Source organism: Nocardioides sp. B-3 (genome assembly GCF_024703895.1).
In the GTDB taxonomy this organism is placed as follows: Bacteria; Actinomycetota; Actinomycetes; order Propionibacteriales; family Nocardioidaceae; genus Nocardioides.
Genome location: NZ_CP087968.1, coordinates 2,463,331 through 2,489,682, shown reverse-complemented (window position 1 = coordinate 2,489,682; position 26,352 = coordinate 2,463,331). Strand labels below are relative to the sequence as shown.

The window sequence follows — 26,352 nt, the reverse complement described above, 5'->3', positions numbered from 1 at the left end:
TCGGCGACGTGCCCCGGCTCGACTCCGCGATGGATGCCGCGCTCCTGCTGGCCGCCCCGGCGGCACGGGCGGGCGACCGGATCGACTTCCCGGCCGGCGACCGCACCGTCCGCGCCCGGGTCCGCGCGGCCGGTGCGCGCGACATCGTGGCCACGTTGCAGGACACGATGGCCGACCTCGAGCCCGTCATCGCCGAGGCCGACTGGGCGGGTCTGGCGGGTGCCGTCAACCACCTCGGGCGCCAGCGCGCCCTCGTCGTCCTGCTCACTCCGCTCGGAACCCGCGTCGGTGATCGAGAGCCTGCTGCCGGTACTGCCCGCGCTGCTCAAGCACCACCGCGTCGTCGTCGCGTCCGTGCAGGATCCCGCGCTGGGGGCGTTGCGCGAGCAGCGCGACTCCCTCTCCGACGTCTACTCCGCGGCCGCGGCCGCGCACGTCCTGCAGCAGCGCCGCCGTGCCAGCGAGATCCTGACGGCGCTGGGCGTCGACGTGGTGGATGCCGACGCCGAACGTCTCCCGCCGGCGCTGGCGGACCACTACCTCACGCTGAAGGCGCGGGGTCTGTTGTAGGGGTCAGGGCTCGAGCACTACCTTGCCGACGGTTCGTCGCTGCTCGAGGTCGCGGTGCGCGAGGGCAGCGTCTTCCAACGGGTAGCGCGAGCCCACGACCGGGACACGGGTCCCGTCCGCGGCGGCGGCCAGCGCGTCCTCCTCGAGGGAGCGCGGCCCGCCCGGCCGGGAGAGGAGCTTCGGCCCCAGTGGCACGTCGACCACGACGTGGTCCCGGCCAGTGGCCCGGCGTCCGGAGGACCAGCCGAAGGACAGCACCCGGCCCCCGGGCACGAGCAGCCTCGCCGCAGTCTCCGCGACCTCGCCTCCGACGCCGTCGAGCAGCACCGTCGCCGAGCCCGGGGGCGTCTCGCACCGCTTCGGGCCGGGCAGGATCGAGGTAGTCGAGCGCGTGCGTGGCCCCGCTTCGCGCGCGGCCCGGACCTTGGCGGACCCTCCGGCGAGGCCGACGCTCGTGGCTCCGACCGCTCGCAGCTCCCGGAGGAGCAGGACTCCCAGCCCGCCAGCCGCCGACGTGACGATGACCCTGTCCTCCCGACCGAGACGGATCTGGTCGAGCAGGCCGACCGCGGTGCGTCCGGTGCCGATCGCCGCGACCGCGACGCCGGGGTCCGGGCCGAGCGGCAGCTCGTGGAGCCGCTCAGCGTCTGCCGGGACCTTGCTGGCATATCCACCCCCGACCGGCCGGGCCGAGGTGGACCACGACGTCACGGTGCAGCCATTCCTCGGCGCCCGATCCCACCGCCTCGACCACGCCGGCCACCTCCCGCCCGGGGATCATCGGCAGCTCAGGCGCCGGCCCCATGCCGAATCCGGTGCCGCTGCGGATGCTGGTGTCGAGCAGGTGGACGCCGCTGGCCGCGACGCGGATGCGCACTGGCCGGGGCCGGGTTGCGGATCGGCGTACTCCTCGAGTCTCAGGACCTCCGGGCCGCCGAACGTGTCATGCGTGATTGCTCTCATGGGACGAGCCAACAACGTCAAGTTCACTTGAGGTCAAGCCTGCGTGGCGACCCGGTCCTCGAGCAGTGCCGCGTCGATGTCGCCGGTGTGGCCGCGCGCGACCGCGCTGCGGCCGACCACGAAGACGTAGGCGAAGAACGCGAGCTCGGCGACGACGCCGATCCCGACCCGCGCTTCGGTCGGCAGGCCCGACGGGGTCACGAAGGCCTCGATGATGCCGCTGATGAACAGCACCACGACCAACCCGAGCGCCACGGTCCCGGCGGTCCGGCCCTCGCGCGCCATCGACTGCCCACGGGTCAGGTCACCCCGGGGCGATCCACGACCAGAACAGCCTCAGTCCCACTCCCCCGGCGACGAACACGGCGGTCAGCTCGAGCAGCCCGTGCGGGCTGATCAGTCCCCAGAAGTGGCCGGCGTGGTCGTGGCGGATCATGATCGAGGCGATGATCGCGAGGTTGGCGACGTTGTTGAACAGCAGGTAGATGACCGGCGCACCGAGCACGCCGAGTGCGAGGCAGAGGGCCGCGACCCGGGCGTTGTTGATCCACACACGGGCGGCGAAGTGCGACGCCGCGTATTCGCTGTAGTAGTTCTCGAAGTCGTGCCGGACGAGCTGGTCGATCTCCTCCGGGGGACATCAGGCTCTGCTCCACCGCCGGGTGCTGGAGCAGCCACCAGATCATCACGACGGTGACCACGACGTTGGCCGCCGGGGGTGCCCAGCCACCACCAGCGCAACCGGTAGAGCGCGGCCGGGAACCGGTCGGTGAAGAAGGCGCCCACGCCGCGCCACGTGGTGGCGCGGGTGCCGACGGTGCGCAGCCGGGCACGGGCCGGGATCGACGACAGGTAGGCGATCAGCGCGGCGTCCGGGGCGGAGGTCCGCACCACCGACAGATGGGTCGCCACGCGCTGGTAGAGATCGACCAGCTCATCGGTCTCCGCCCCGTCGAGCCGTCGCTGCGAGGTGAGCTCCTCGAGGCGCACCCACTGGCTGCGCTGCGCCAGCACGTAAGCGTCGAGGTCCACGCGGCCAGCCTATGCTGGCGACGATGTCCTCCTCCGGCCCCGCCTTCGCCAGCCTGACCGCCGACGACCACGTCACCGGCGAGGCAGTGGCGCTCGACCTGCCGCCGGCCAGCCTCGGCTCGCGCATCGCCAGCGGCCTGATCGACATCATCGTCACGGTGGGGTTGCTGATCGTGATCATCCTGCTCTTCGGCATCGCGGTCCTGCAGACCGACGGCGCGCTCGCACACGTCGCCCCGGTCGGCACCATGATCACCGTCTTCCTCGTCATCCCGACCACGATCGAGACCCTCAGCCGCGGCCGCTCGCTCGGCAAGCTCGCCTGTGGCCTCCGCACGGTGCGCGACGACGCCGGCCCGATCTCGTTCCAGCACGCGTTCGTGCGATCGCTGATCGGCTTCGTGGAGATCTACGCCTTCACCGGCGCCCCTGCTTTCTTCTCCGCGCTGCTCTCCTCGAAGGGCAAGCGCCTCGGCGACCACGCCGCCGGCACCTACGTCGTCCGCGAACGCGTCCGGCTCCAGCTCCCCCCGCCCGCGCTCCTCCCCCGCACCTCGCGGCGTGGGCGCCGCAACGCCGACATGGCCGCGCTGCCGACGGGCCCGGCCCTCGCGGTGCGCCAGTTCCTCGGTCGCGCCGCCACGCTCGACCCGGCGGTGCGCCACGAGCTCGGGTCCAACCTCGCGGCCGACGTTGCGGCCCACGTCGCACCACCGCCGCCCCCCGGCACCACACCGCACGACTTCCGGCAGCGGTGATCGCTGCCCGCCGCGAACGAGACGGTGCCCGGCTCGCGCGTGAGGCCGCGATGCGCGCCCGCCTCGTCGGCAAGCGCTGAGCCCATGCTGACCGGGGTGCTCGGCGTCGTGGCGATCACCGCCATGCTCGCCCTCGTGCTGTGGGTGGTGTTCTACGGCTCGGCCGCCGGGATCTTCGTCCGCCGGCACCTGCCGCCGCCGACCGAGCCCGCGGGCCCCCCGATCGAGCAGATCGCCGCCGACCTGACGCGCCTGCGCGAGGCGACCCTCTCGTCCCCACCCGGCACGAGCCACGTCCGTCGCGTGGCCACGCTTGCGGCGTACGACGACGCGCTGGCCCGGGCATGCCCGGCCCTCGGCCTGCCGGACACCTTGTCCGAGCTGCCGCTCGGCACCGACCGCGAGGCCGAGCGCTTGCGCGTCGAGGCGCTGCTCGAGGATGCCGGGTTGAGGTTCACCCGACCTCGGTGACCGGGCGCTTCGGGATCATCAGACAGGCCACGGCGCCCAGCAGGCACAGCGCGCCGGCGGTCAGCCACGCCCCGAAGTAGTCACCACGCCACTCGCGGATCCAGCCGGCGAAGCTCGCCGCGACGCCGGCGCCGACCATGTGGGCGGCGAACACCCAGCCGAAGACGACGCTCGCCTTCTCGATCCCGAAGTGCTGGCGACAGAGCGCGACCGTCGGCGGGACGGTGGCCACCCAGTCGAGGCCGTAGAAGAGGATGAAGAGGAACAGGCTCGGGTGCACGTGCGGGCCGAGGAGGTAGGGCACGCCGAGCAGCGAGAGCCCGCGGAAGAAGTAGTAGCCGCAGAGCAGGTAGCGGCTGTCCACCCGGTCGGTGAGCCAGCCGCTGGCGACGGTGCCGATGATGTCGAAGATCCCGATGAGCGCGAGCAGGCCGGCGCTGGTCGACGCGGGCATCCCGTGGTCGTGCGCGGCCGGGATGAAGTGCGTGCCGATCAGGCCGTTGGTCGACCAGCCGCAGATCCAGAACGTGCCGAAGAGGATCCAGAACGTGCGGCTGCGGGTGTTCTCCCGCAACGCGCCGATGGCGACCCGGGCGGCACTGCGGGTCGGCGGTGCCGGACGAGGCAGCGGTTCGCTCGCGCCGTACGCCGTCGTGCCGATGTCGCTCGGGTGGTCGCGCAGCAACCACCAGACGAAGGGCACGAGCAGCGCCGCGAACACGGTCGTGACCGCGGCGGCCCAGCGCCAGCCGGGACCCTCGGCGAGGTTGGCGATGGCGGGCAGGAAGATCAGCTGGCCGGTCGAGCTGGCCGCCGAGAAGACCCCGATCACGACGCCGCGGTTCTTCACGAACCAGCGATTGGCGACGACCGCGCCGAAGACCAGTGCGAGCGACCCGGTGCCGATGCCGATCGCGAAGCCCCACAACAACCACAGCTGCCACGGGCTGGTCATCACCAGCGTCAAGCCGCTGCCCGCGGCGACCGGGGTCAGGGACGCTGCCACCACGCGGCGGATGCCGAAGCGCTCCATCAGGGCGGCGGCGAAGGGGGCGGTGAGGCCGTAGATGATCAGGTTGAGGCTGACCGCGCCGCTCGTCGTGGAGCGCGACCAGCCGAAGTCCTTCTCGAGCGGGACCAGTAGCGCGCCGGTCGACGAGCGGAAGCCGGCCGCCGCCATCAGAGCCGCCATGGTGACGGCCGCGACCCACCACGCGGGGTGGATGCGGCGACTTGTGGCGGGTGTCTGCTGCTCGGTGGCCGTCATCGCCGGGTGTAGGCCGGGTCGGTGATGTCGCGGTGCTTCTCGAGGCCCTTGCGCTCGAAGCGGGTGACCGGGCGATCGGCCCAGCGCTCGACGCGACCGCCGTCCAGCAGCGGCTCGGCGTCGAGGACCTCGATCATCTGCTGGGCGTAGTCGGCCCAGTCGGTCGCCAGCCGCCAGACCCCGCCGGGCTTGAGCCGGCGCGCCATCATCGCCGCGTTTGTCGGCGTGACGAGGCGGCGCTTGTTGTGCTTCTTCTTGTGCCACGGGTCGGGGAAGAACGTCCACAGCTCGGCCGGGCTGTCCGGCGCGACCGGGTGCTCCAGCGACCACACCGCATCGACACCGAGGAACCGCACGTTGTCGGCTCCCGCCTCGGCAACCCGCCACAGCGAGTCGGCGATGCCCGGGACCCAGACCTCGAACCCGAGGATGTTGGCCTCGGGCCTGCTCGCTGCGAGCGCTGCCGTGGCTTCGCCGATGCCGGAGCCGATCTCCACGATCAGCGGCGCCTCGCGACCCCACCAGCTCATCAGGTCGAAGTCGGGCTTGTCGACCGCGCCGTCCGGGATCACCCAGTCGGCCCGGTGCGCTGCCCAGCCCTCGGCCTGCTGCGGCGTGAAGCGGCTCCCGCGTCGCGAGTAGGTCAGCACCTCCTGCATCCGGCGACCGTCGTCGGTCAGCTTGTGGTGCGGGCGCGGGGGGCGGGCGTCGTTCACCCGCGCATTCTCTCAGCCCTCGTGTGAGACTTCGCTGCGTGTACGCCGCCGCGATCGACTGGGCCCGAACCCACCTCGACCACGACGTCACGGAGGTGGTCCCGCTCCAAGGCGGCCGGACGTCGGCAATGCTGGCGCTGCACGGTCGCTCAGGTCGTTCCTCCGTGCTGAGACTGATCACCGAGGAGCCTTGGCGCACGCATGGCCAGTCCTTGGCGGCGCGAGAGTCGGACACCCGGGTCACCCTCGCCTCGACAGCGATCCCGGCACCGCGGAGCATCGCGCTCGATGCCGGGGGGCTTCCACCGGCCACCCGACCCATCTGATGTCGCTGGTGCCGGGCGCCCCCGACGAGTTCCGGTGTGATGACACCACCCTGACCTCGATCGCTGAACTGCTGGCGGCGATCCACGAGGTCGAAGCCACGCCCGCAGCGCGTCCCTACCAATCCCGGGCGTGGCCGGCGAAGTGGGTCGTTCCGCGATGGGCCGCGCGCCCGGACGTGTGGCGCGCCGCCTTCGACCTCCTCGCGTCCGACGCGCCGGGGTTCGAGCCGACCTTCCTGCACCGTGACTTCGGGCCGCACAACCTGCTCTGGTCCGGCGACGAGATCACCGGGATCGTCGACTGGGTCGAGACGTCCACCGGGCCGGCCCCGGCTGGACGTGGCTCACTGCTCCTCCAACCTCGCTCTGCGGCACGGCACCTTCGCAGCGCAGCGGTTCCGCATCGGCGTACACGCGGGTGACGGGGGTCGAGCCCGAGCCCTACTGGGAGGTCATGGACATCGTGGGCTTCCTGCCGCCTCCGGGCCGACCGCCCATGTTCGACGATCACGCCCAGCTTGCGCGGCTCGAGGAGCACTTGGCGCGGGTGCTTGCCTGACAGTGCTGGATCCTAGGCAGCAGGAGGGGGACGATCCAGCACTGTGGCCCAAGGACGCGACGGAGCACGGGTGTGCGGCAAGGAAAAATGGCACGAGGCCCCACTCCCGAAGGAGTGGGGCCTCGTGGTGTGAAGCGTTAGATCACTTGGTGATCTTGGTGACGCGGCCGGCGCCGACCGTGCGGCCACCCTCGCGGATGGCGAAGCGCAGACCCTCGTCCATCGCGATGGGCTGGATGAGCTCGACCGACATCTCGGTGTTGTCACCCGGCATGACCATCTCGGTGCCCTCGGGCAGGGTCACAACACCGGTCACGTCAGTCGTACGGAAGTAGAACTGGGGACGGTAGTTGTTGAAGAACGGCGTGTGACGGCCGCCCTCGTCCTTGCTGAGGATGTAGACGTTGGCCTCGAAGTTGGTGTGAGGCGTGGTGGTGCCCGGCTTGATGACGACCATGCCGCGCTCGATGTCCTCGCGCTTGGTGCCACGGAGCAGGAGACCGACGTTCTCGCCAGCCTGGCCCTCGTCGAGGAGCTTGCGGAACATCTCGACACCGGTGACGGTGCTCTTCTGGGCGACGTCTCGGATGCCGATGATCTCGACCTCCTCGTTGACCTTGACGATGCCGCGCTCGATGCGACCGGTGATGACGGTGCCACGACCGGTGATCGTGAAGACGTCCTCGACGGGCATGAGGAAGGGCTTGTCCGTCTCTCGGGCCGGGGTCGGGATGGACTCGTCCACCGCGGCCATGAGCTCGAGGACCGACTGGCCCCACTTCTCGTCACCCATCAGGGCGGGGTGAGCAGCAACGCGCACGACGGGGATGTTGTCGCCGTCGAACTCGTACTCGGAGAGGAGCTCGCGCACCTCCATCTCGACGAGCTCGATGAGCTCCTCGTCGTCGACCATGTCGCACTTGTTGAGCGCCACGACCGGGGCCGGCACGCCGACCGGCGGGCGAGCAGCACGTGCTCACGCGTCTGCGGCATGGGACCGTCGGTGGCGGCAACCACGAGGATCGCGCCGTCCATCTGGGCCGCACCGGTGATCATGTTCTTGATGTAGTCAGCGTGACCGGGGCAGTCGACGTGCGCGTAGTGGCGCGACTCGGTCTGGTACTCGACGTGCGCGATCGAGATGGTGATACCGCGCTGACGCTCTTCGGGCGCCTTGTCGATCTGGTCGAACGCCGACGCCTCGTTGAGGGTCGGGTACGCGTCGTGCAGCACCTTGGTGATTGCTGCGGTCAACGTCGTCTTGCCATGGTCGATGTGACCGATGGTGCCGATGTTGACGTGCGGCTTGGTCCGCTCGAACTTCGCCTTAGCCACTGGGGCTCCTCCCGGTTGGGTTTGTACTGAATTCGTGGGTGGTGAAACGGGTCGTGCTGGGCTGCCTGTCGACGGCCCGGGCGACTACTCGCCGCGGACCTTCTTGACGATCTCTTCGGCGATGTTCGTGGGAACCTCGGCGTAGGAGTCGAACTCCATCGAGTACGACGCCTGACCGGAGGTCTTCGACCTCAGGTCGCCAACGTACCCTGAACATCTCGGAGAGCGGCACAAGGGCGTTGACGACCATGTCGCCGTGACGCTCCTCCCGGGCTGGATCTGGCCGCGGCGCGAGTTGATGTCACCGATGACCGTGCCGAGGAAGCTCTCCGGCGTGGTCACCTCGACCGCGAACATCGGCTCGAGCAGGACCGGCTTGGCGCGACGAGCGGCCTCCTTGAAGGCCTGGTTGCCGGCGATCTTGAACGCGAGCTCCGAGGAGTCGACGTCGTGGTAGGCACCGTCGGTGAGCGTGAACTTCACGTCCACCATCGGGTAGCCGGCGAGCACGCCGAACTCCATGGCGTCCCGGCCACCGGCGTCGACCGAGGGGATGTACTCCTTCGGGATGCGACCGCCGCTGACGGCGTTGACGAACTCGTAGCCCGCACCGGTGCCGGTCTCCGGGTCGATGTTCGGCTCGAGGTCGATGACGACCTTGGCGAACTGACCCGAACCACCGGTCTGCTTCTTGTGGGTGTAGGAGTGCTTCTCGACCTTGTTGCGGATGGTCTCGCGGTAGGCGACCTGCGGCTTGCCGACGGTGGCCTCGACGCGGAACTCGCGCTTCATCCGGTCGACGAGGATCTCCAGGTGGAGCTCGCCCATGCCGGCGATGATGGTCTGACCGGTCTCTTCGTCGGCCTTGACCGTGAAGGTGGGGTCCTCGTCGGACAGTCGCTGGATCGCGGTGCCGAGCTTCTCCCTGGTCGGACTTCGTCTTCGGCTCGATGGCGACCTCGATCACCGGGGCCGGGAACGTCATCGACTCGAGGACGACCTGGTTCTGCGGGTCACACAGGGTGTGGCCGGTCTTGGTGTCCTTGAGGCCCATGACGGCCACGATCTGGCCGGCGCCGACCGACGCGATCTCCTCACGCTTGTTGGCGTGCATCTGGTAGACCTTGCCGATTCGCTCCTTGCGGCCGTTGACCGAGTTGACCACGGTCGAGCCGGCTTCGAGCTTGCCGGAGTAGACGCGGACGTAGATCAGCTTGCCGAGGTGCGGGTCGGTCGCGATCTTGTAGGCGAGGCCGGAGAACGGCTCGCTGTCGGACGGCTGGCGAACGATGACCTCGTTCTCGTCCTTGACCGAGTGACCCCGGATGCCGTCGATGTCGAGCGGCGAGGGCAGGAACTTCACGACGGCGTCGAGCAGGGGCTGGACGCCCTTGTTCTTGAACGCGGTGCCGCACAGGACCGGGTTGAGCTTGTCGGCGAGGGTGGCGCGACGGATCGCGGCCTCCAGCTCCTCGACGGTGAACTCACCCTCCTCGAGGAACTTCTCCATGATGTCGTCGTCGGCCTCGGCCAGCGTCTCGAGCAGCTTCTCGCGGTACTCCGCGGCCTGCTCGGCCAGCTCGGCCGGGATCTCCTCGACGTCGTAGTCCTCACCCATCGTGGTCTCGCCACGCCGAGTCAGGGCACGCATGCCGACGAGGTCGATCACACCGAGGAACTCGGACTCAGCGCCGATCGGCAGCTGGAGCACGAGCGGGGTGGAGTTGAGGCGCTCGACCATCATGTCGACGCAGCGGAAGAAGTCGGCACCGGTGCGGTCGAGCTTGTTGACGAAGCACATGCGGGGGACGGAGTACTTGTTGGCCCGGCGCCACACCGTCATCGTCTGCGGCTCGACACCGGCGACACCGTCGAACACGGCCACGGCGCCGTCGAGGACGCGCAGCGAGCGCTCGACCTCGGCGGTGAAGTCCACGTGACCGGGGGTGTCGATGATGTTGATCTGGTGGTCCTTCCACCAGCACGTCGTCGCAGCAGAGGTGATCGTGATGCCACGCTCCTGCTCCTGCTCCATCCAGTCCATCGTGGCTGCGCCGTCGTGGACCTCACCGATCTTGTAGCTGATGCCGGTGTAGAACAGGATGCGCTCGGTGGTGGTGGTCTTGCCGGCGTCGATGTGCGCCATGATGCCGATGTTGCGGACCTTGTTCAGGTCGGTGGTGATTTCGACAGCCACGTCTGTGTCTCAGTCCCTCGAAAGTAGATGGGTGCGGTGGGTGATGGAGTACGCCGACGCATCGGCGTACTCCATCGAGATCACCAGCGGTAGTGGGCGAAGGCCTTGTTGGACTCGGCCATCTTGTGCGTGTCCTCGCGCTTCTTCACAGCGGCACCGAGACCGTTGGAGGCGTCGAGGATCTCGTTCATGAGGCGCTCGGCCATCGTCTTCTCACGACGGTCGGCGGCGTAGCCGACGAGCCAGCGCAGGGCCAGCGTGGTCTGACGGTTGGTCTTGACCTCGACGGGGACCTGGTAGGTCGCGCCGCCGACGCGGCGGGACTTGACCTCGATGGCGGGCTTGACGTTGTCGACGCGCGCTTGAGGGTGACGACCGGGTCGGAGCCGGTCTTCTCGCGACAGCCTTCGAGGGCGGTGTAGACGATGCGCTGGGCAACAGCCTTCTTGCCGTCCCTGGAGGACCTTGCTCACGAGCTGGGTGACGACCTGCGAACCGTAGACCGGGTCGACGACGAGGGGGCGCTTCGGCGCGGGACCCTTGCGAGGCATTACTTCTCCTTCTTCGCGCCGTAGCGGCTGCGGGCCTGCTTGCGGTTCTTGACACCACGGGTGTCGAGCGTGCCGCGGATGATCTTGTAGCGGACACCGGGAAGGTCCTTCACACGGCCGCCGCGCACGAGCACGATCGAGTGCTCCTGCAGGTTGTGACCGACGCCCGGGATGTAGGCCGTGACCTCGACGCCGGAGCTCAGACGCACGCGGGCGACCTTGCGGAGGGCGGAGTTGGGCTTCTTCGGGGTGGTCGTGTAGACGCGGGTGCAGACGCCACGGCGCTGCGGGGATCCCTTGAGGGCAGGCGTCTTGGACTTCGACACCTTGTCCTGACGGCCCTTGCGGACCAACTGCTGAATGGTGGGCACCGAGTGGTTCCCTTTCTTGGTTTGATCTCTCGCAACGGCGCTCTGCCGAGGCGGGTCGTGTCGGGAACAGCCGCCCTGAGGCGGAAGGTGCCCGGCTGCGCCGGTGTTGAGCCGGCGAAGGTGATGCGTGTCTGGGCCGATCAGGGCAGGCCTGAGGGCAGGCCAAACACGAGGAGTCAATCTACCGGGGGGTCCACGGCCGGTCAAAACGCCGCAAGACGCTCCGGCACCGGGCTCAGGCAGCCGATTCCTGTGGGACCTGCTGCGGGTGCAGCTGAGCGAGGGTCACGCCCTTCGACCCGGCGAACAGCAGGCTCGCCAACGAGATCCCGGCGATGGTCAGGAGCCCGCCCGGGATGAGCGTCCAGCGGGCGCCGAACGCCTCTCCGATCCAGCCGATCATCGGCGCCCCCACGGGCGTGCCGCCCATGAAGATCATCATGTAGAGCGCCATCACCCGACCGCGTACGCCCGGCTCCGTGTGCAGCTGCATGTAGGCGTTGGCACTGGTGATCAGCGTCAGCGCGGAGAGCCCGATCAACGGGGTCAGCAGGGCGAAGGTGAGGTAGGACGGCATCAGGCCGGACAGGGTGACGACACCGCCGAAGACCAGCCCGGCCACGATCACCAGTCGTTGGCGCACCCGCTCGCGCCCGGCAGCCAGCAGGGCGCCGCTCAGTGAGCCGACCGCCGGGAAGGTGCCGAGGAGGCCGTACTGCGTCGGGCCCTTGTGGAAGACCTCGGTGGCCATCAGGGCGCTGGTCATCTGGAAGTTGAGGCCGAAGGTGCCCGCGCTGAAGACGATCGCGAGGATCAGCAAGAGGTCGGAGCGGGCGCGGACGTAGGCGAAGCCCTCCCTGATCGCCCCCGGGCCGCGGTGGGTGAGCGCCGGCGAGTCCAGCCGGCTCGGGTCCATCCTGCGCAGCGTCAGGACCGGCGCGATGTAGGACACCGCGTTGATCAGGATCACCCAGCCGGTCGCCACGACTCCCCCGCCGAACGCGGCGATCAGCAGACCTGCCGCACCCGGCCCGACGAGGCGAGCGGCATTGAAGCTGGCGGAGTTGAGGCCGACCGCGTTGGTGAGGTCCTCGGGATCGACGATCTCGGAGACGAAGGACTGCCGCGCGGGCGCGTCGAAGGCCGAGGCGAGGCCGAGCACGAAGGCCGGGACGTAGACGTGCCAGATCTGGGCGGTGCCGGTGACGGCCAGCAGGCCCGGGACCGGGGCCGGGATCGCCATCCCGACGTTGGTGATCTGCAACAGCAGCCTCTTCGGCATCCGGTCGGCGACCAGCCCGGAGAAGGGCCCGAGGAGCAGGAACGGCAGGAACTGCAGTCCCGTCGTGATGCCGAGGGCGGCACCCGAGTTGGCGGTGAGCTGGAGCACGAGCCAGTCCTGCGCGACGCGTTGCATCCAGTGCCCGTGTTGGACACGACTCCGCCGGCGGCGTACAGGCGATAGTTGGGATTGCGCAGCGAGCGGAAGGTGGGACTCAAATCTGTGTTCGTGCTCCTTGTGTCAGTCGGCCTGCGACAGGCGATCGAGGATGGGCGCGGCGCGACGCAGGACGTCGCGCTCGTCAGTGGTCAGGTGGCTCAGCTGCACGGCGAGCCACGCGTCCCGGCGCTTGCGGTCGGCCAGCAGCGTCGCGCGCCCCAGTCAGTGATCTCGACGACGACCCGGCGGCCGTCGGTCTCGTGTGGGCGCCGGGTGACGAAGCCGCCGTCCTCCGGGGAGGTCACCGTCCGGGTCATCGACGGCGGCTGGACCTTCTCCGCACGGGCGAGCTCCCCCACGGTCTGTGCGTCGTTGCGGTGCAACAGCCCCGGGACGACCATCGAGCCGATGCTCAGCTGGTTGTCGGGGTGCCGCTCGACGCTGAGCCGACGGCGCAGGCGCATGACCGACGTCCGGAGCTCGGCGGCAAGACCGGCGTCGGTGCGGGAGACGGCTTCAACTGTGGGCATGTCGTTAGCGTAACTCATTAGTCGTGCTAACTATTCCGGCAAGACAACGCCGGGTCAGGTCCTGACCCGGCGCTGCGAGGAGAGTGTCAGCCGACCCGGGCGGAGATCGGGCTGATCGAGAAGTAGAGGACGAACATCGCCGCGACGACCCACATGAGCGGGTGGATGTCGGCGGCCTTGCCGCGCACGACCTTGATCAGCACGTAGGCCGGGGAAGCCGGCGCCGATGCCTGCGGAGATGGAGTAGGTGAAGGGCATCAGCACGATCGTCAGGAACGCCGGGATGGCGATCTCGAGGTCGTCCCAGTCGATGCCGCGCACCTGCTGCATCATCAGGAAGCCGACCGGGACCAGCGCCGGGACGGCGGCCTCGTTGGGGATGACCACGACGAGCGGCGCGAACAGGGTGGCCAGCAGGAACAGCACGCCGGTCACCACCGAGGCCAGGGCCGGTGCGGGCACCTTCACCGACACCGGCGGCGCTCTCGATGTACGACGTGTTGCTGGAGACGCTCGCCGCGCCACCCGCCGCCGCGGCGATCGAGTCGACGATCAGGATGCGCTTGGTGTTCGGCGGGTTGCCCCGGTCGTCGAGCAGGCCGGCCTCGGCACCGATCGCGGTCATCGTGCCCATCGTGTCGAAGAAGTCAGCCAGCAGCAGCGTGAAGACGAGCAGCACGACGGTGACGACGCCGGCGTTCTCCCGGGAGCCGAGCAGGTTGAAGTTGCCGAGCAGGCCGAAGTCGGGGACGTCGACGACCTTGTCCGGGAGCGCGGGGACGTTGAGGTTCCAGCCCTTGGGGTTGACGCCGTCGGCCGTGAACGTCGGGCCGACCTTCGCCACCTTCTCCACGATGATCGCGATGACGGTGGTGACGGCGATCGAGATCAGGATCGCGCCCTTGACCTTGCGGACGTAGAGCGCGATGACCAGCACCAGCCCGATCACGAAGACGAGGACCGGCCAGCCGGCGAGCTGACCGGCGATGCCGAGCTCTACGGGGACGGGTCCGGCTCCGGTGCGGCGTACGAATCCAGCGTCGACGAGGCCGATGAGCGCGATGAAGAGGCCGATGCCGACCGAGATGGCGATCTTGAGCTGGGCGGGTACGGCGTGGAAGACCGCTTCACGGAAGCCGGTGAGCACCAGCGCCGGGATGATCAGGCCCTCGATCACGACCGGGCCCATCGCGTCCGACCGGGTCATCTGGCTCGCGACCGAGAACGTGACGAAGGCGTTGAGGCCGAGCCCGGTCGCGAGCGCGAGCGGGTAGTTGGCCACGACCCCCATCAGGATCGTCAGCACGCCCGCGGCCAGCGCGGTGGCAGCCGCGACCTGTGGGAACGTGCCGATCGAGTCGCCGTTCATGTCCTTGCCCGCGAGCAGGATGATCGGGTTGAGCACGATGATGTAGGCCATCGTCAGGAACGTCACGACGCCACCGCGGATCTCGCGCGGGACAGTCGAGCCCCGCTCACTGATGCGGAAGAAGCCGTCGATGCCGCCGGCGGGCGTAGGGGTCCGGGTGGTCGTCTTGTCCGTCACGGTCGCGAGTCTGGCAGAACCCGGGAGTAGCGTGGGGGACGTGGAGCTGAGGGACGACGAGACGACGCAGCACGAGATCGGCAACCGCACCTACATCGTTGCCCGGTGTCGAGCCGCTCGATGTCGACGGCGTGCGCACCGCCGAGGTCGGCACGGCCATCTGGCTGGTCGCCTTCATCGCGCTGCTGCCGTTCTACGGCGCGCTCGAGGACAGCGGCCGCACGTGGTGGCTGTGGACCTGCATGGCCGGCTTCGGGATCGGCCTGTTCGGCCTCGAGTACTGCCGCCGGCGCCGCAAGGCGCGCGCCGAGCTGGCCGACGGATGACCCTCCCTCCCACCCGCTGGGAGCTCGCCGGCGAGGGCAACCGCGGCTACGGCCAGCACTTCGCCGCCCTGCTCGCCGAGGGCGCTGACGTCGCGGGCGAGGCCCGCCCGGCCGATGCCCTCGTCGGCCGGCACGCGCGGATCCTCGACGTCGGGTCCGGCATGGGCCGGATCAGCGCGGCCCTGACTGCCCGTGGTCACGACGTGGTCGCCACGGAGCCGGACCCCGCACTGCGCGAGCAGTCGCAGTCGACGTACGGCGACGTGCCGGTGCTGCCCCACGAGGCGCTCGCGATCCCGCAGCTCGAGCCGTTCGACCTCATCGTCGTGGTGGGCAACGTGATGGTCTACGTCGCCGAGGACACCGAGCGCGCCGTGCTGGCGCACCTGCGCTCGTTGCTCGCGCCGGGCGGCCGGATCCCGGTCGGCTTCCACCTGACCGGCACCAAGAACGGCAGCCGTGTCTATCCGGCGGACGAGTTCGTCGCCGATGTGACCGTCGCTGGCCTCAGCGTCGACTGGCGGTTCGGCAGCTACGAGCTGCACGCGCCCAACGACGACTACGCCGTGTGGGTGCTGAGCGCCGCCTAGAGCGAGACGAACTCGTCGTCGGTCAGGGTGTCGAAGACGTGGTCGGGCACCGGGATCGGCTGCTGCTTGCGGGCGAGCTTGACCTCGGAGTGGGCGCCGCAGCCGTGGTTGACGGTGACGACCTTGCCGTCGTCGTTGGCGTTGCCGTTGGCGCAGACACCGAACGTGTCCGACAGCGGGCCGGCGAGCCGGACCGGGAAGCCGCAGGACCAGCAGGTGTCGGGTGCGCTCTTGGCGATCGGCGCCTCGGGGCCGCCGTCACCGGCATACCACCGCTCGGCGGCCATGTCGGTGCCCTCGGGCGACAGGGTGCGCACGCGGCCCGGGCCGAGGTCCTTGGCGACGGCGCACCTGCGCCTTGGCGTCGGCATCGAGCGGGTCGTCGCCGAAGGAGTAGGTGGGGACCGGGCGCACGTCCTCGTCCTCGACGGGCAGCAGGTCGCCCGGGGACAGGTCGCCGGGCTGCAGGCGCTCCTTGTAGGGCACCCATGACGGCGCGACGATCGCGTCGGCGCCGGGCAACAGCACGGTCTCGTTGACCGTCGGCTTGCTGGAATCGGCGTCGCGGGTCAGCGTCACCGACCAGTGCCAGCCGATGTAGCCGGGTCGCGTGCAGGCGAAGGTGTGGGTGACGACGAGGTCGTCCTCGCGGTGCACGTCGAGGTGCTCACCGACGTCGGAGGGGTCGGCGAGGTCGAGAAGGACGGCTCGCGCGTCCTCGACGGCCGCGGCCGGGATGGCGTCGGGCGAGGTCTCGTCGAGGGTGATCACCGGCGCATCATCGCAAACCCGACGGTGGTCTGTCAGTTCGCCCCTGACTTCCGGACGCTGCTGCACGGTCGGGACCCACCCACACGGCAGGATTGCCCCATGACCTCCGAGCACGAGCCGCCGCCGACCGCCGCCACGGCATCGAGCCGGATCGCCGGCGCCGGCCGGGGTGTGCGCGCCGCCGGTCGGGGGTCGGGCGCGGGGTCGCGGGCGCCACCCGGGTCACCACGCGCGCCGGGAAGTACACCGCCCGGCAGGCTCGCCGCGCGGCCCGCGCCGAGGGCGCCGGCGAGTCCGGCCTCTCCCAGCTGATCGGGCTGCACGCCTTCAACGCCGCCGGCGACGCGGCCGTCGCGATCTCGCTCGCGGGCACGCTCTTCTTCCGAGTCCCGACCGGCGAGGCACGCGGCCGGGTCGCGCTGTTCCCGGCGCTCACGATGCTGCCCTTCGCGATCGTCGCGCCGCTGATCGGCCCGTTCCTCGACCGCTTCAGCCATGGTCGCCGCTGGGCGATCGGCTCCACGATGGCCATCCGCGCGTTCCTGTGCTGGGTCCCGGCCACGGCCGTCGCGACGGACTCGCGCTGGTTGTTCCCCGCCGCTCTCGGTTGCCCGGTGGCGTCCAAGGCGTACGGCGTGACGCGGGCCGCCGCCGTACCCCGGCTCGTCCCGCCCAGCCTGACGCTGGTGAAGGCCAACGCCCGCGTGTCGATGGCCGGCATCATCGGCGCCGCACTGTCGGCGCCGCTGGCGATCCTCGCGTCCACGGCGGGGCCGGAGTGGTCGCTGCGCTACGGGTTCGTGGTGTTCGTGCTCGCGACGGTCTGGGCGATCCGGCTGCCCACGCGCGTCGACTCCAGCGTCGGCGAGGGCACGCTGGTGCTGATGCCGGCCGCGCGGGACCGCCAGCCGGAGACCCCGGGCAAGCGCCCGAAGACCCGGATCCCGGCGGCGGTCGCTTCGCGCTGCGCGCCAACTGCGGACCGCGCTGGCTCTCGGGCTTCCTGACGATGTTCATGGCGTTCCTGCTGCGCGACAACCCGATCGGCGACTGGAAGCCGGAGGTCCTGCTCGGGCTCGTGATCGGCGCGGCCGGCCTCGGCAACACGCTGGGCATCACCCTCGGGTCGCTGCTCAAGCGGATCGACCCGGCGATGACCGTGGTGCTCGCACTGGTCGCCGACGCCGTCGTCGTGCTGGTGGCGGCGCTGTTCTACGGACTGGTGCCGCTGATCGCGATCGGCCTCACCGCCGGGCTCGCCCAGTCGCTGGCGAAGCTGTCGCTCGACTCGACGATCCAGCGCGACGTGCCCGAACGCATCCGGGCGAGCGCCTTCGCGCGCTCCGACACCACCCTCCAGCTGGCGTGGGTGATCGGCGGCTTCGTCGGGATCGCGATGCCGCTGATGCCACGCCTCGGGCTCGGCATCGCCTGTGGCGTGCTCGCCGCGTGGGCGATCTTCGTGTTCGTCAGCCGCCCGAGCCGGATGGGGAAGTCACCCGGCGGAGCGTGAGCCTCAGAGCTCGAGCTCGTCGGCGAGCGCGCAGCAGCTTGGCGGTCGGCTTGGCAGTCTTGGCCTCGGGCGCCCGGCCGTGGCGGTAGGTCTCGCCGACGCTGTCGAGCAGCCGGATGGTGTCCTCGACGATCGTGACCATCAGCTCGGGGTCCTTGCGCTGCGAGTTGCGCTTGTTGCGCGCGACCGACACCGGCTCGTCGATGATGCGGACCTGGAGCGCCCGGTCGCCGCGCCGACCCCGGGCGATGCCGAACTCGACCCGGGTGCCGTTCTTGATCGTGGTCATGCCGTCGGGCAGCGCCTCGGCGTGCAGGTAGACGTCCGGGCCGCCGTCCCTGGGACAGGAACCCGAATCCCTTGTCGGCGTCGAACCACTTCACCTTGCCACTGGGCACGGCTGGACCTCTTCTTCTACAAGCGACATGACACGACCGGCGTTCGCGATCGCGGTGCAAAGCCTAGGCGGAGGCGACAATCGCCCGCCAACCGATTCGGGTCAGTCCTTCGCCGGGGCCTCGTTGAGCGAGCCCGACCGGAAGCCACGGGGGTCGAGGTCGGCCTCGGTGAAGCCGGCTTCGTGTACGGCGGCGAGCACCGTTCGCCGTACGACGTCATCGGCGAGGGGGCCGGCGAGGAGCACGGCATCGACCTCGATCGAGGCCCGCTCCCCCGGGTCGCGCACGCGCAGGTTGGGGGCCGTGAGCCCGGCAGCGGCGAGGGCAGATCGGACTCCGGCCTCGGCGCGCTCCACCCGCGCGAGCCGGTGCGGTGTCACCTCGACGCCGTAGGCGACGCGGGAGGAGAGGCACGCCGCCGCGGGCTTGTCCCATGTCGGCAGACCCCAGCGGCGGGAGGCTCTACGGACGTCGTCCTTGGTGAGGCCGGCGTCGAGGAGCGGGGTCACCGCCCCCCGCTCGGAGGCCGCGCGGATGCCGGGGCGGAAGCCGGCGACCGCGTCGTCGGCGTTGGTGCCGGTGGCGACGTGGGCGATGCCGCGCTCGGCCGCGAGCGGGGCCGAGGGTCTCGATCAGCTCGGCCTTGCAGAAGTAGCAGCGCTGGCCGGTGTTCTCGCGGTAGCCCTCGCGGTCCATCTCGTGGGTGCGCGGGGTGAGCACCTCGACGCCGAGCGACTCGGCGAAGTCGCGGGCCGGGTCGCGCTCGACGGCCGGCAATGAGTCGGAGTAGCCGGTGCCGGCGACGACGTGGTCGGCCCCGAGGGTGCGTACGGCGGCGGCGAGCAGCAGCGCACTGTCCGCTCCCCCACTGAAGGCGACCAGCAGGGAGCCGAGCTCGCGCAGGCGCTCCTCGAGGGCGGCGAGGCGCAGGTCGAGGACGTGCTCGTCGAGCCGGGCCGGGAAGTCGGCGAGGCTGTCGAGCACGACGTGGGTGCCGGCCGCGAGCAGCTCGTCGCGGGTGCTGCCGCCGGTGAGCACGGAGACGCTGATGACGCCGGCCGCGAGGGCGCCCTCCACGTCGTGGACGTGGTCGCCGACGTACACCGAGGCCCCTTCACGGCGGAGTGCGTCGGCCTTGCCGACACCCCACACCCATCCCTCGAGGTGGTCGACGTCGAGGGCCGGGTGGTCGAGGTGACGCTGGGCGTTGGGGGCGAACTTGCCGGTGACGACCACGGTCCGGCCGCCGTGGCGACGGACGGCAGCCAGCGCCTCGTGCGCACCGGGCAGCACGGGCACCGGGAGGATCGAGTGGTCGACGTAGAGCTCGCGGGAAGCGGTCGCCCGCGGGACCGATCGCGTCCGGGGCGAGGTGCGGGGCCGGGATCAGGTCGAGGGGCGGGCCGAGGCTCTGGGTCAGCTCCGCGATGGGGAACTCGACGCCGAGCTCTGCCCCGAGCACCTCGAGCGTGGCCGCGAAGCCGGGCACCGTGTTGATCAGGGTCATGTCCGGGTCGAAGCCCACCACGAGCGACGGAGGCGAGACGGACATGTGGCCAGCGTAGGCATGCGGCTTTGATTCCCCACCATCTGGCTGACACCATGGAGGGTTCCGCGCCACAATGGCGCGTTCTGACCTGCGACAACGCCTCTTCGACAGACCCCGGGGAACGACGTGACACCGACCGTGACGAGCGCATCGGAGCCGAGCAGCCCGCGTGCTGCTGCCGGGCCTCGTCGCGGCACTCACCCTCGGTGGCTCCCCGGTCGCCGCGCCCAGCCACGCCGTCGACGCGGACGTGCCGAGCCTGCAGCTCGTGACATTGACCGGCGCAGGCACCTCCGGCTCGAGCGAGGACGCGGCCACGCGCTGCTCGCCCGCCGGGACGCCGTCCCGGCTGCCGTCGACGCCAGCGAGACGACGTACCGCTGGACGACCGCCCTCAACGGGTTCGCTGCCGAGCTCACGCCCGAGCAGGTGACGGCGCTCGAGACCAACACCGAGGTCGAGTCGGTCGAGGCCAACACGGTGCTGCCGATGGCTGGCCGCGTCACCTCCACCGGAGCGCTGGCGTCGCGCACCGTCCCTGCTCGCGGCCGCGCCGGATCGGGCGTCGTCATCGGGTTCGTCGACTCGGGGCTCGCCCCCGACTCCCCCCTCTTCGCCGACGTCCCCGGCCTCGGTGCCCGCACCTCGACGTACGCCGGAGAGTGCACGACCGGAGCCGACTGGACCGCCGACTCCTGCAACCGCAAGGTGGTCGGCTCCGGCTGGTGGGTGGCCGGCTTCGGCGAGGAGCGCATCCGGTCCTCGGAGAGCCTCTCCCCGCTCGACGCCATCGGCCACGGCACCCGGGTCGCCTCCGTCGCGGCCGGCAACTCCGACGTGTCCGTGCGCGTGAACGGTCGCACGATGGGCAACTTCGGCGGTGTCGCCCCGCGCGCCCGCGTCGCGCCCTACAAGGCCTGCTGGGCCGCCCCCGATCCTGCCGACGACGGCTGCGCCACCGCCGATCTCGTCTCCGCGATCGACCGCGCGACTGCTGACCGGGTGGACGTCCTCAACGTCGCCGTCGCCGGCCCCACCTCGATCGACACGGTCGAGCGCGCCCTGCTCGGTGCCGCCGAGGCGGACATCGTGGTGGTCGGCGCCGCCGGCAACGCCGGGCGCACCGCCTTTGCCGGTCACACCTCACCGTGGGTCACGACGGTCGGCGCCACCCGCGGCAGCATCCTGCGCGGCCGGGTCTCGGTCGTCCGCGGCCCGAGCCCGGCCGGCGCCAGTCGCTCGCGCCGCGCCCTCGGTCCGGTCAGGCTCGTGCTCGGCTCCGACGTCGCCGCCTCCGGTGCTCGCCGTCGTGACGCCCGCGAGTGCGTCCCCGGCTCGCTCGACGCCCACAAGGTCGCCGACCGCGCCGTCCTCTGCGTGCGCGGCGCCATCGGTCGCGCCGACAAGTCCGAGGCCGTGGCGCTGGCCGACGGTGTCGCCATGGTGCTGGTCAACGACCGGCCCGGCGGTGTCATCGACGACTTCCACAGTGTCCCGACGGTCCAGCTGACCCAGCGCGACGGGCGACGCCTCATGCGCTGGGCGCGGACCCATCGCCGTACCGTCGTGCGTCTGTCCGGCGTCGCGCCCCAGCGCTCGGCGGCTCGCGCTGCCGGGTGGTCGGCGTCGGGTGACTCGCGCTCCGCGCTGCTCAAGCCCGACATCGTCGCCCCGGGTGAAGGCGTGCTCGGCGCCACGCCCGGCTCGTGGGCGCTGTTCTCCGGCACCTCGGCGGCCACCGCCCGCGTCAGCGGCCCCGGCCGCGCTGCTCCGCGCCGAGCACGACTGGTCGGCCCCGGTGGTCCGGTCCGTGCTCACCACCACGGCACGGCCGGTGGACGGAGCCCCCACACTCACGCAGGGCGCCGGCCGGGTGAGCTCGCAGCGCAAGGCCGGGCTCGCCCTCGACGTCGCGACCTCGAGCTATCGCCGCGCCCTCGACGACCTGTCGTGGGACGACCTGAATTCCTCGTCCATCGTGATGCGCGGCGGGGGTACGGCGACGCGTCGACTGACCAACCTCGGCTCGCGTGCGGAGTACTTCTCGGTCCGCGCGATCGGCTTCCAGCAGCACCGCGTCCGGATGACGCCGGTGGCGCTGCGGCTCGCCCCGGGCGAGACCGCCACCGTGCGCATCACCATCACCGGCCCCGGCGGGCCCACCCGGCTCGATGACGGCTGGCTCGTCTGGCGCGGTGCCCGCGGCTCCGAGACCCGGGTCCCGGTCGCGATCACGCGCTGATCCTCGCTCGATCTCAGGTATCCAGGTGGTTACCGATTCCCCGGGTTCCGGGGGTCTTCGCCGGGTAGGTAGGTAACCGGTTACCTACCGCGCCGCGGCAGGCGTCCGAATCGCCCGATTCGGTAACGAGTGGATACCGGGTCGACCGGTGCGTCGAGGCGGATCAGGCCTCGCGGCGTACGGACATCTGCCGGTCGCCGAAGGAGACGGTGTCGCCGTCGACCGGGGTGGCGGGCTTGCCGGCCGTCAGCGGGCGCGAGACGCCCTGACGGATCAACACGGAACCGTTGGTCGAGCCGCGGTCCATGACGACCGGGACGCCGTCGGAGGCCGGGCCGAACTGGGCGTGCGTCTTGGAGACCGACATGTCGGCGGAGCTGAGCGGCACGAGGTGGTGCACCTGCTCGCCGGAGCGGGGTTCGGGGCGACGACCGACCGGGGGCCGGGCCCTCGACCACGAACGACTCGCCGTTGTCGAAGGTGACCCGCCAGCGCGGACCGGCGGGTACGGCGCCGGGCACGACCCGCACGGCCGTGCGGCCGTCGTCGTCGGGCGGAGGGAAGCTCGGGGGCCGCTGCACGGATGGCTGCACGGATGGCTGCGCGGGCGGCTGGACCGGCGGCGGCACGGCGGGAGGCGGCGGCTGGCGAACGCGCTGGACGGGGGCGGGCGGCTGCTGGACCGGCATCGGGGGTGCCTGCTGGACGCCCGTGGGCGGCGGCTGCACCGGCTGCATCTGCTGCACCTGCTGCGGGGTGGGCGGGCGCCGCGTCGAGTGCTCCGGGTTGACCCGGCGCGGCGGGGCCGGGGGCTCGACCGGCGGCGCCGGGATCAATCGCATGGCGGTCAGGTTGACGACGTGGCGGGGGCCCTCATCCACCTCGTCGACGTAGGCATCCATGGGCCGGACGTCGACGACGACGGAGTGCGCGACGTGGTCGTGCCATCCCGCGTCGCTGCCGGCCGCGGTCCTCGACGGCGGTCCACGCCGTGGTCGCGAGCCCCAGCGCGAACGTCGGGGCGGAGGCCGGGGCGAGCACGAGTGATCGCAGCAGCGAACGGCCGACGCCGATGGGCGTGCCGGTGCCGTGGTGGACCACGCGCAGGCCGACCATGGCCTTGCCGGGCGTGTTGCCGCTGACACCGACCACGACGGCGATGACCAGCCAGCTGAGCGCCATCACGCCCGCGCCGACCGCCACTGCCGCCCACACGTCGTCGAGGACGAGCCGGGCCCCGAGGCCGACGACCGCGACCAGCGTCCACCCGATCAGCCGGTCGATGAAGAAGGCGTAGAACCGTCGCTCGAGCTCGGCGATCGGATACGTCTCTGCCAGAGGGATGGGTTCGGCCTGCTCGGTCACGGTCGGTCCTGCTGCACTCACGGGTTGGTCGTCTGGATGGTGACGCCGTCACCGAGATCGAGGATGGCACCCGGGATCAGCGAGACCGCGATGCCGGCCTGCAGGTCTTCGGGCGGCAGGCCGGGCTGCACGAGAACGGTGCCGTTGGTGGAGCCCATGTCGGTGACGACGGCCATGCCGTGGTCGGCGCCCGCACCGGGGCGGATCTCGAGGTGCGTGGACGAGATCTCGTGGTTGGGGCTGGACACCGTCACCGGGTGCGGCTGGTCGCTGGAGGCGAACCGCCGCGCCTCGGGGGCCCGGCCGACCGAGATGACGCGGTCGACGTCGACCACGTCCCCGGTGGAGAAGATCAGCTTGGCGACGGGGTGCGCGACGACGGCCGGTGCCAGCTCCCGGCCCGGGATGCCGATGGAGGGGCGCACGAACTCGTCGAGCGGGGCGCCGATCGATGTCTGGCCGTCGTGGTCGTCCGGTGCGTACGCCGCATCGTCGCTCACCGCAGGCTGCTCGCCGGTCGGCGTCGGGTCGTCGCTGTCGGGGTCACCGAAGGTCATCGGCTCGCTGACGGCGGGCTCGGGCTCGGGCTCGGGCGTCGGCTCGGCGGCGACGGGCGCCTCGACCGGCGCCACGTCGGGGGCCGTCTCGACCGGAGCATTCTCGGCCGATGCCGTCTCTCCGAACTGCACGACCGATGCCCGGGCCACGCCGGTGACCAGCGCGAGGTCGGAGCCGTCGACTGCGCCGCCGACGACGAGTCGGCCGCCCGTGACTGCATCGATGGTGCGCTCGACCCACAGAGCATCAGGCTCGTCGGCAATGTCGACGACACCGTTCGGCGTACGGAAGGAGGCGGTGACGTCGCCGCGGACCGGGACCCGGGTGCGGTCGCCGTGCCCGACGAGGGCGAAGCCGGACAGGGTGCTCAGCCCGTCAACGAGCAGGCCGTCGAGCACGGCCTCGAAGGAACCACCGCTGTCGGCGAGGTCCCAGAGCCCGGCGACCCGAGCGCGTGCGTCGGCCGGGACGAGGGCGGTGACGTGCTCTCCCACGACGGCATACCAGTCGCCGGCGGCGAAGGTCCTCTTGTGTGCGGCGTCCTCGGTCACGGTCGGGCCCCCAGTTTGTCTTCGAGACTCGCGCGCTGGCGCTCGGAGTCATAGGAATCGTCGTGCACCAATCCCACCACATCGACGACGACGGCCGTCGCGTTGTCGCGGCCCCCTGCGTCGAGGGCGGCCTGCACCAGCGCGTCGGCGGCGTCGCGCGGGTCGTGGATGCGCTCGAGGATGTCCTCGATCTCGCGGTCCTCGATCATGCCGCTGATGCCGTCGCTGCAGAGCAGGAGTCGTTCGGCCGCGGAGAGCGGCAGCAGGAAGAAGTCGGGTGCCACGCCCTCGGGGCTGCCCAGCGCGGGTGATGACGTGCTTCTCGGGGTGGGTCGCGGCCTCTGCGGCGGTGATCTCACCGGCGTCGATCAGCCCCTGGACCACCGAGTGGTCGACGCTGACCCGGTCGAGCACGCCGTCGTTGAAGCGGTAGATGCGGGAGTCGCCGAGGTTGACCAGCATCCACTTGGTGCCCTCGTGGTCCTCGACGAGGACGGCCGCCACGCACGTCGTGCCGGCATGCCAGCGCGGTTGCGTGTCGCGCTGCGCTTCGCCGTACTGCAGGATCCGGACCTGCGCCCGAGACAGCGTCTCGGCGACGAACTCGGCGCCGCGCAGCGGGTCGTAGCCCTCCTCGGCGAGACGGGTGAACTCCTCGACCACGATGCGGCTGGCGACGTCGCCACCGGAGTGTCCGCCCATGCCGTCGGCGACGACGAAGACGGGCGGGGCGACCGAGAACGAGTCCTCGTTGACCTTGCGCACGTGCCCGACCTCGGAGGCGGCACCGTGGTGCAGATCAACCGGCTTCATGCCCCAGCCTCACCCTCGTCGACGATGAGCCGCAGCATGGGCTCGGCGAGTAGCGTAGAAGGGATGTCTACCCGGGAGCAGGCGCCCCCACGGACGCTGGCGGACCAATTGCGCCGCTGGCCCGATGCACGGCTCGCGACGCTGCTGCAGCTGCGTCCGGATCTCGCCACTCCCGCACCTCATGATTCCGCGCAGCTGGCATCGCGCGCCGCCACTCGTTCTTCTGTCCTCAGGGCGCTCGACAACCTCAGCCGGCTCGAGCTCTCCGTCCTTGATGCCCTCGTGGTTGCAAACCAAACCACCCAATCCGAACTTCTCCGGATCGTCCACGCCGACCCCGTCGTGACGGCGGTCGCGATCGAGCGACTGATCGACTTCGCACTGGTCTGGGAGTCGCCCGGCGGACTCCGGCCGTTGAGCGGAGTAGGCGAGGCGCTCAAGGGCGACGAGTCGGCCGGCGTGAGCGGTCTGCGGCCGATGTCGGCGGACCCGGGCTCGCCTGCTGACGTCGTGGCCCGCCTCGACTCCGTCAGTCCGCGGGCTGCGCGCTGCTCGAGCACGTGCTGGCCAACGGCGGCGAGGGCACCACCGGCAACGCCCGGCGCACGGTCTCCCCGCCGACGCCACGACCCCCGTCGAGGAGCTGATCGCGCACCGCCTGCTGATCCCGCGTGAGGGCGGGCTGCTGGTGCTGCCCGGCGAGGTCGGGATCGCGCTGCGCGGCGGCCACACCACGACCACGCCCCGCGACGAGGTGCCCGAGCTCGCGACCACGGAGCGCGACGCGGAGCTCGTCGACCGGACCGCCGGCGGTGCCGCCTTCGATGTCGTACGGCGAACGGAGCTGCTCCTCGACCACTGGGGCCTCGAACCCCCGCGACCTTGCGCAGCGGCGGGCTCGCCGTACGCGACCTGAAGGCGGCGGCCGCCGAGCTGCAGGTGTCCGAGCCCGAGGCCGGCCTGCTCGTCGAGGTCGCCTCCGCGGCCGGGCTGATGACGACGGCCGCCGATCCCGGACGGCAACGAGGTCTGGTTGCCGACCG

Annotated in this window: 34 protein-coding genes and 5 pseudogenes; 14 read left to right on the top strand and 25 right to left on the bottom strand. The window is 71.0% G+C overall.

The genetic code is table 11. From position 1 onward, the window contains the following. Positions 1 to 219 precede the first annotated feature (219 nt). Positions 220 to 570, top strand: coding sequence for a hypothetical protein (locus tag LP418_RS16555; protein ID WP_257952903.1), 351 nt, complete (start codon positions 220 to 222; stop codon positions 568 to 570). Between the two features lie 3 nt (positions 571 to 573). Here the strand turns inward: LP418_RS16555 and LP418_RS16550 are convergent, their stop codons facing one another. From LP418_RS16550 to LP418_RS16530, 5 genes are all read right to left on the bottom strand, one after another. Then, positions 574 to 1,281: a zinc-binding dehydrogenase gene (locus LP418_RS16550; protein ID WP_257952902.1), complete on the bottom strand. Its 708-nt coding sequence runs from the start codon at positions 1,279 to 1,281 to the stop codon at positions 574 to 576. Next, positions 1,211 to 1,447, bottom strand: a complete 237-nt coding sequence (locus LP418_RS16545) for an alcohol dehydrogenase catalytic domain-containing protein (RefSeq protein WP_257952901.1) — start codon at positions 1,445 to 1,447, stop codon at positions 1,211 to 1,213. Before LP418_RS16545 ends, LP418_RS16550 begins: the two co-directional genes overlap by 71 nt. Positions 1,448 to 1,566: 119 nt before the next feature. Continuing rightward, positions 1,567 to 1,836 (bottom strand): stage II sporulation protein M, encoded by a 270-nt coding sequence (locus LP418_RS16540; protein ID WP_336276088.1) that lies wholly within the window; start codon positions 1,834 to 1,836, stop codon positions 1,567 to 1,569. Position 1,837: 1 nt separating this feature from the next. After that, complete coding sequence (locus LP418_RS16535) at positions 1,838 to 2,080, bottom strand: stage II sporulation protein M (protein ID WP_257957070.1); 243 nt, start codon at positions 2,078 to 2,080, stop codon at positions 1,838 to 1,840. Beyond that, positions 1,966 to 2,565: a hypothetical protein gene (locus tag LP418_RS16530; protein WP_257952899.1), complete on the bottom strand. Its 600-nt coding sequence runs from the start codon at positions 2,563 to 2,565 to the stop codon at positions 1,966 to 1,968. The genes LP418_RS16535 and LP418_RS16530 overlap by 115 nt, the downstream gene beginning before the upstream one ends. A gap of 23 nt (positions 2,566 to 2,588) precedes the next feature. Here LP418_RS16530 and LP418_RS16525 point away from each other — a divergent pair, with 23 nt between their 5' ends. Together LP418_RS16525 and LP418_RS16520 are read left to right on the top strand one after the other, a co-directional pair. Continuing rightward, positions 2,589 to 3,323 (top strand): RDD family protein, encoded by a 735-nt coding sequence (locus tag LP418_RS16525; protein ID WP_257952898.1) that lies wholly within the window; start codon positions 2,589 to 2,591, stop codon positions 3,321 to 3,323. Positions 3,324 to 3,407: 84 nt separating this feature from the next. Next, positions 3,408 to 3,794: a hypothetical protein gene (locus LP418_RS16520; protein ID WP_257952897.1), complete on the top strand. Its 387-nt coding sequence runs from the start codon at positions 3,408 to 3,410 to the stop codon at positions 3,792 to 3,794. Here the strand turns inward: LP418_RS16520 and LP418_RS16515 are convergent. Both LP418_RS16515 and trmB read right to left on the bottom strand, forming a co-directional pair. Continuing rightward, on the bottom strand, positions 3,778 to 5,061 hold the full coding sequence (locus LP418_RS16515) for an MFS transporter (RefSeq protein ID WP_257952896.1): 1,284 nt from the start codon (positions 5,059 to 5,061) through the stop codon (positions 3,778 to 3,780). The two genes, LP418_RS16520 and LP418_RS16515, sit on opposite strands and share 17 nt — an antisense overlap. Next, the gene (gene trmB, locus LP418_RS16510; RefSeq protein ID WP_257952895.1) at positions 5,058 to 5,777 is read right to left on the bottom strand and encodes a tRNA (guanosine(46)-N7)-methyltransferase TrmB; all 720 of its coding nucleotides are present in this window, start codon (positions 5,775 to 5,777) and stop codon (positions 5,058 to 5,060) included. The genes LP418_RS16515 and trmB overlap by 4 nt, the downstream gene beginning before the upstream one ends. A gap of 38 nt (positions 5,778 to 5,815) precedes the next feature. On the opposite strand from trmB, the gene LP418_RS16505 reads away from it, so the two are divergent. From LP418_RS16505 to LP418_RS16495, 3 genes are read left to right on the top strand one after another with little or no spacing between them, the layout of a single operon-like run. Beyond that, complete coding sequence (locus tag LP418_RS16505) at positions 5,816 to 6,103, top strand: hypothetical protein (RefSeq protein WP_257952894.1); 288 nt, start codon at positions 5,816 to 5,818, stop codon at positions 6,101 to 6,103. Continuing rightward, on the top strand, positions 6,103 to 6,525 hold the full coding sequence (locus LP418_RS16500) for an aminoglycoside phosphotransferase family protein (RefSeq protein ID WP_257952893.1): 423 nt from the start codon (positions 6,103 to 6,105) through the stop codon (positions 6,523 to 6,525). Before LP418_RS16505 ends, LP418_RS16500 begins: the two co-directional genes overlap by 1 nt. Continuing rightward, on the top strand, positions 6,522 to 6,662 hold the full coding sequence (locus tag LP418_RS16495) for a hypothetical protein (RefSeq protein ID WP_257952892.1): 141 nt from the start codon (positions 6,522 to 6,524) through the stop codon (positions 6,660 to 6,662). Before LP418_RS16500 ends, LP418_RS16495 begins: the two co-directional genes overlap by 4 nt. Positions 6,663 to 6,804: 142 nt before the next feature. Here the strand turns inward: LP418_RS16495 and tuf are convergent. The 9 genes and pseudogenes from tuf to LP418_RS16450 form a co-directional block, all read right to left on the bottom strand. Beyond that, positions 6,805 to 7,997 (bottom strand): annotated as a pseudogene (tuf, locus tag LP418_RS16490) (elongation factor Tu). 84 nt (positions 7,998 to 8,081) lie between these two features. After that, positions 8,082 to 8,339, bottom strand: a complete 258-nt coding sequence (locus tag LP418_RS16485; protein ID WP_257952891.1) for a hypothetical protein — start codon at positions 8,337 to 8,339, stop codon at positions 8,082 to 8,084. 93 nt (positions 8,340 to 8,432) lie between these two features. Further along, positions 8,433 to 8,894, bottom strand: a pseudogene (fusA, locus tag LP418_RS16480) (elongation factor G); the annotation flags it as partial. Between the two features lie 175 nt (positions 8,895 to 9,069). Next, positions 9,070 to 10,143: pseudogene (locus LP418_RS16475) on the bottom strand (elongation factor G); the annotation flags it as partial. A 131-nt stretch (positions 10,144 to 10,274) separates the two neighbouring features. Beyond that, complete coding sequence (rpsG, locus tag LP418_RS16470) at positions 10,275 to 10,745, bottom strand: 30S ribosomal protein S7 (protein WP_257952890.1); 471 nt, start codon at positions 10,743 to 10,745, stop codon at positions 10,275 to 10,277. Further along, positions 10,745 to 11,116, bottom strand: a complete 372-nt coding sequence (gene rpsL, locus LP418_RS16465) for a 30S ribosomal protein S12 (protein ID WP_257952889.1) — start codon at positions 11,114 to 11,116, stop codon at positions 10,745 to 10,747. The genes rpsG and rpsL overlap by 1 nt, the downstream gene beginning before the upstream one ends. Positions 11,117 to 11,351: 235 nt before the next feature. Next, on the bottom strand, positions 11,352 to 12,506 hold the full coding sequence (locus LP418_RS16460) for an MFS transporter (RefSeq protein WP_257952888.1): 1,155 nt from the start codon (positions 12,504 to 12,506) through the stop codon (positions 11,352 to 11,354). Between the two features lie 209 nt (positions 12,507 to 12,715). Then, positions 12,716 to 13,087 (bottom strand): MarR family transcriptional regulator, encoded by a 372-nt coding sequence (locus LP418_RS16455; protein WP_257952887.1) that lies wholly within the window; start codon positions 13,085 to 13,087, stop codon positions 12,716 to 12,718. Between the two features lie 86 nt (positions 13,088 to 13,173). Continuing rightward, positions 13,174 to 14,633 (bottom strand): annotated as a pseudogene (locus tag LP418_RS16450) (NCS2 family permease). Positions 14,634 to 14,764: 131 nt separating this feature from the next. On the opposite strand from LP418_RS16450, the gene LP418_RS16445 reads away from it, so the two are divergent. Both LP418_RS16445 and LP418_RS16440 read left to right on the top strand, forming a co-directional pair. Next, a complete protein-coding gene (locus tag LP418_RS16445) occupies positions 14,765 to 14,959 on the top strand; it encodes a DUF2530 domain-containing protein (RefSeq protein ID WP_257952886.1) in 195 nt (64 codons plus the stop codon). Further along, positions 14,956 to 15,549, top strand: a complete 594-nt coding sequence (locus LP418_RS16440; RefSeq protein WP_257952885.1) for a class I SAM-dependent methyltransferase — start codon at positions 14,956 to 14,958, stop codon at positions 15,547 to 15,549. The genes LP418_RS16445 and LP418_RS16440 overlap by 4 nt, the downstream gene beginning before the upstream one ends. Here LP418_RS16440 and LP418_RS16435 read toward each other — a convergent pair. Together LP418_RS16435 and LP418_RS16430 are read right to left on the bottom strand one after the other, a co-directional pair. Next, positions 15,546 to 15,920, bottom strand: a complete 375-nt coding sequence (locus LP418_RS16435) for a DUF3027 domain-containing protein (protein WP_257952884.1) — start codon at positions 15,918 to 15,920, stop codon at positions 15,546 to 15,548. The genes LP418_RS16440 and LP418_RS16435 overlap by 4 nt on opposite strands. Then, positions 15,808 to 16,320, bottom strand: a complete 513-nt coding sequence (locus tag LP418_RS16430) for a DUF3027 domain-containing protein (RefSeq protein WP_257952883.1) — start codon at positions 16,318 to 16,320, stop codon at positions 15,808 to 15,810. Before LP418_RS16430 ends, LP418_RS16435 begins: the two co-directional genes overlap by 113 nt. Before the next feature lie 92 nt (positions 16,321 to 16,412). Between LP418_RS16430 and LP418_RS16425 the strand changes: the two genes are divergently transcribed. Both LP418_RS16425 and LP418_RS16420 read left to right on the top strand, forming a co-directional pair. After that, positions 16,413 to 17,327 carry a hypothetical protein gene (locus LP418_RS16425; protein ID WP_257952882.1) on the top strand — a complete coding sequence of 305 codons (915 nt, stop codon included), beginning with the start codon at positions 16,413 to 16,415 and terminating at the stop codon, positions 17,325 to 17,327. Between the two features lie 8 nt (positions 17,328 to 17,335). Further along, on the top strand, positions 17,336 to 17,833 hold the full coding sequence (locus LP418_RS16420; RefSeq protein ID WP_257952881.1) for a hypothetical protein: 498 nt from the start codon (positions 17,336 to 17,338) through the stop codon (positions 17,831 to 17,833). Here the strand turns inward: LP418_RS16420 and LP418_RS16415 are convergent. The 3 genes from LP418_RS16415 to LP418_RS16405 all read right to left on the bottom strand — a co-directional run bounded on the left by LP418_RS16415 (position 17,790) and on the right by LP418_RS16405 (position 19,524). Next, complete coding sequence (locus LP418_RS16415) at positions 17,790 to 18,122, bottom strand: hypothetical protein (RefSeq protein ID WP_442939930.1); 333 nt, start codon at positions 18,120 to 18,122, stop codon at positions 17,790 to 17,792. The genes LP418_RS16420 and LP418_RS16415 overlap by 44 nt on opposite strands. A 210-nt stretch (positions 18,123 to 18,332) precedes the next feature. Then, positions 18,333 to 18,740 (bottom strand): hypothetical protein, encoded by a 408-nt coding sequence (locus LP418_RS16410; protein WP_257952880.1) that lies wholly within the window; start codon positions 18,738 to 18,740, stop codon positions 18,333 to 18,335. Then, entirely contained in the window at positions 18,694 to 19,524 is an 831-nt protein-coding gene (locus LP418_RS16405) for an HAD hydrolase-like protein (protein ID WP_257957069.1), read from the bottom strand. The genes LP418_RS16410 and LP418_RS16405 overlap by 47 nt, the downstream gene beginning before the upstream one ends. 382 nt (positions 19,525 to 19,906) lie before the next feature. Here LP418_RS16405 and LP418_RS16400 point away from each other — a divergent pair. After that, a pseudogene (locus LP418_RS16400) lies at positions 19,907 to 21,523 on the top strand (S8 family serine peptidase); the annotation flags it as partial. A gap of 238 nt (positions 21,524 to 21,761) precedes the next feature. Next, on the top strand, positions 21,762 to 22,022 hold the full coding sequence (locus LP418_RS33665) for a hypothetical protein (protein ID WP_442939929.1): 261 nt from the start codon (positions 21,762 to 21,764) through the stop codon (positions 22,020 to 22,022). A 163-nt stretch (positions 22,023 to 22,185) separates the two neighbouring features. On the opposite strand, the gene LP418_RS16395 is transcribed toward LP418_RS33665, so the two are convergent. The 4 genes from LP418_RS16395 to LP418_RS16380 form a co-directional block, all read right to left on the bottom strand. Further along, positions 22,186 to 22,410 (bottom strand): FHA domain-containing protein, encoded by a 225-nt coding sequence (locus LP418_RS16395; RefSeq protein ID WP_257952878.1) that lies wholly within the window; start codon positions 22,408 to 22,410, stop codon positions 22,186 to 22,188. Between the two features lie 485 nt (positions 22,411 to 22,895). After that, positions 22,896 to 23,408 carry an RDD family protein gene (locus LP418_RS16390; RefSeq protein WP_257952877.1) on the bottom strand — a complete coding sequence of 171 codons (513 nt, stop codon included), beginning with the start codon at positions 23,406 to 23,408 and terminating at the stop codon, positions 22,896 to 22,898. Next, positions 23,405 to 24,496, bottom strand: coding sequence for an FHA domain-containing protein (locus tag LP418_RS16385; protein WP_257952876.1), 1,092 nt, complete (start codon positions 24,494 to 24,496; stop codon positions 23,405 to 23,407). Before LP418_RS16385 ends, LP418_RS16390 begins: the two co-directional genes overlap by 4 nt. A gap of 48 nt (positions 24,497 to 24,544) precedes the next feature. Next, positions 24,545 to 25,309, bottom strand: a complete 765-nt coding sequence (locus tag LP418_RS16380; protein ID WP_257952875.1) for a PP2C family protein-serine/threonine phosphatase — start codon at positions 25,307 to 25,309, stop codon at positions 24,545 to 24,547. A 63-nt stretch (positions 25,310 to 25,372) separates the two neighbouring features. Here LP418_RS16380 and LP418_RS16375 point away from each other — a divergent pair, with 63 nt between their 5' ends. Then, positions 25,373 to 25,984, top strand: a complete 612-nt coding sequence (locus tag LP418_RS16375) for a hypothetical protein (protein WP_257952874.1) — start codon at positions 25,373 to 25,375, stop codon at positions 25,982 to 25,984. A gap of 13 nt (positions 25,985 to 25,997) precedes the next feature. Continuing rightward, a complete protein-coding gene (locus tag LP418_RS16370; protein WP_257952873.1) occupies positions 25,998 to 26,225 on the top strand; it encodes a hypothetical protein in 228 nt (75 codons plus the stop codon). Positions 26,226 to 26,352 lie beyond the last annotated feature (127 nt).

Excerpts from the sequence above, each read along its gene's own strand:
- LP418_RS16500 (WP_257952893.1), top strand. The coding sequence starts at position 6,103 with ATGTCGCTGGTGCCGGGCGCCCCCGACGAGTTCCGGTGTGATGACACC.
- LP418_RS33665 (WP_442939929.1), top strand. The coding sequence starts at position 21,762 with ATGCGCGGCGGGGGTACGGCGACGCGTCGACTGACCAACCTCGGCTCG.
- LP418_RS16515 (WP_257952896.1), bottom strand. The coding sequence starts at position 5,061 with ATGACGGCCACCGAGCAGCAGACACCCGCCACAAGTCGCCGCATCCAC.
- LP418_RS16520 (WP_257952897.1), top strand. The coding sequence starts at position 3,408 with ATGCTGACCGGGGTGCTCGGCGTCGTGGCGATCACCGCCATGCTCGCC.
- LP418_RS16375 (WP_257952874.1), top strand. The coding sequence starts at position 25,373 with ATGTCTACCCGGGAGCAGGCGCCCCCACGGACGCTGGCGGACCAATTG.
- LP418_RS16525 (WP_257952898.1), top strand. The coding sequence starts at position 2,589 with ATGTCCTCCTCCGGCCCCGCCTTCGCCAGCCTGACCGCCGACGACCAC.
- LP418_RS16420 (WP_257952881.1), top strand. The coding sequence starts at position 17,336 with ATGGCGTTCCTGCTGCGCGACAACCCGATCGGCGACTGGAAGCCGGAG.
- rpsG (WP_257952890.1), bottom strand. The coding sequence starts at position 10,745 with ATGCCTCGCAAGGGTCCCGCGCCGAAGCGCCCCCTCGTCGTCGACCCG.
- LP418_RS16440 (WP_257952885.1), top strand. The coding sequence starts at position 14,956 with ATGACCCTCCCTCCCACCCGCTGGGAGCTCGCCGGCGAGGGCAACCGC.
- LP418_RS16435 (WP_257952884.1), bottom strand. The coding sequence starts at position 15,920 with ATGCCGACGCCAAGGCGCAGGTGCGCCGTCGCCAAGGACCTCGGCCCG.
- LP418_RS16415 (WP_442939930.1), bottom strand. The coding sequence starts at position 18,122 with ATGACCACGATCAAGAACGGCACCCGGGTCGAGTTCGGCATCGCCCGG.
- LP418_RS16380 (WP_257952875.1), bottom strand. The coding sequence starts at position 25,309 with ATGAAGCCGGTTGATCTGCACCACGGTGCCGCCTCCGAGGTCGGGCAC.
- LP418_RS16455 (WP_257952887.1), bottom strand. The coding sequence starts at position 13,087 with ATGCCCACAGTTGAAGCCGTCTCCCGCACCGACGCCGGTCTTGCCGCC.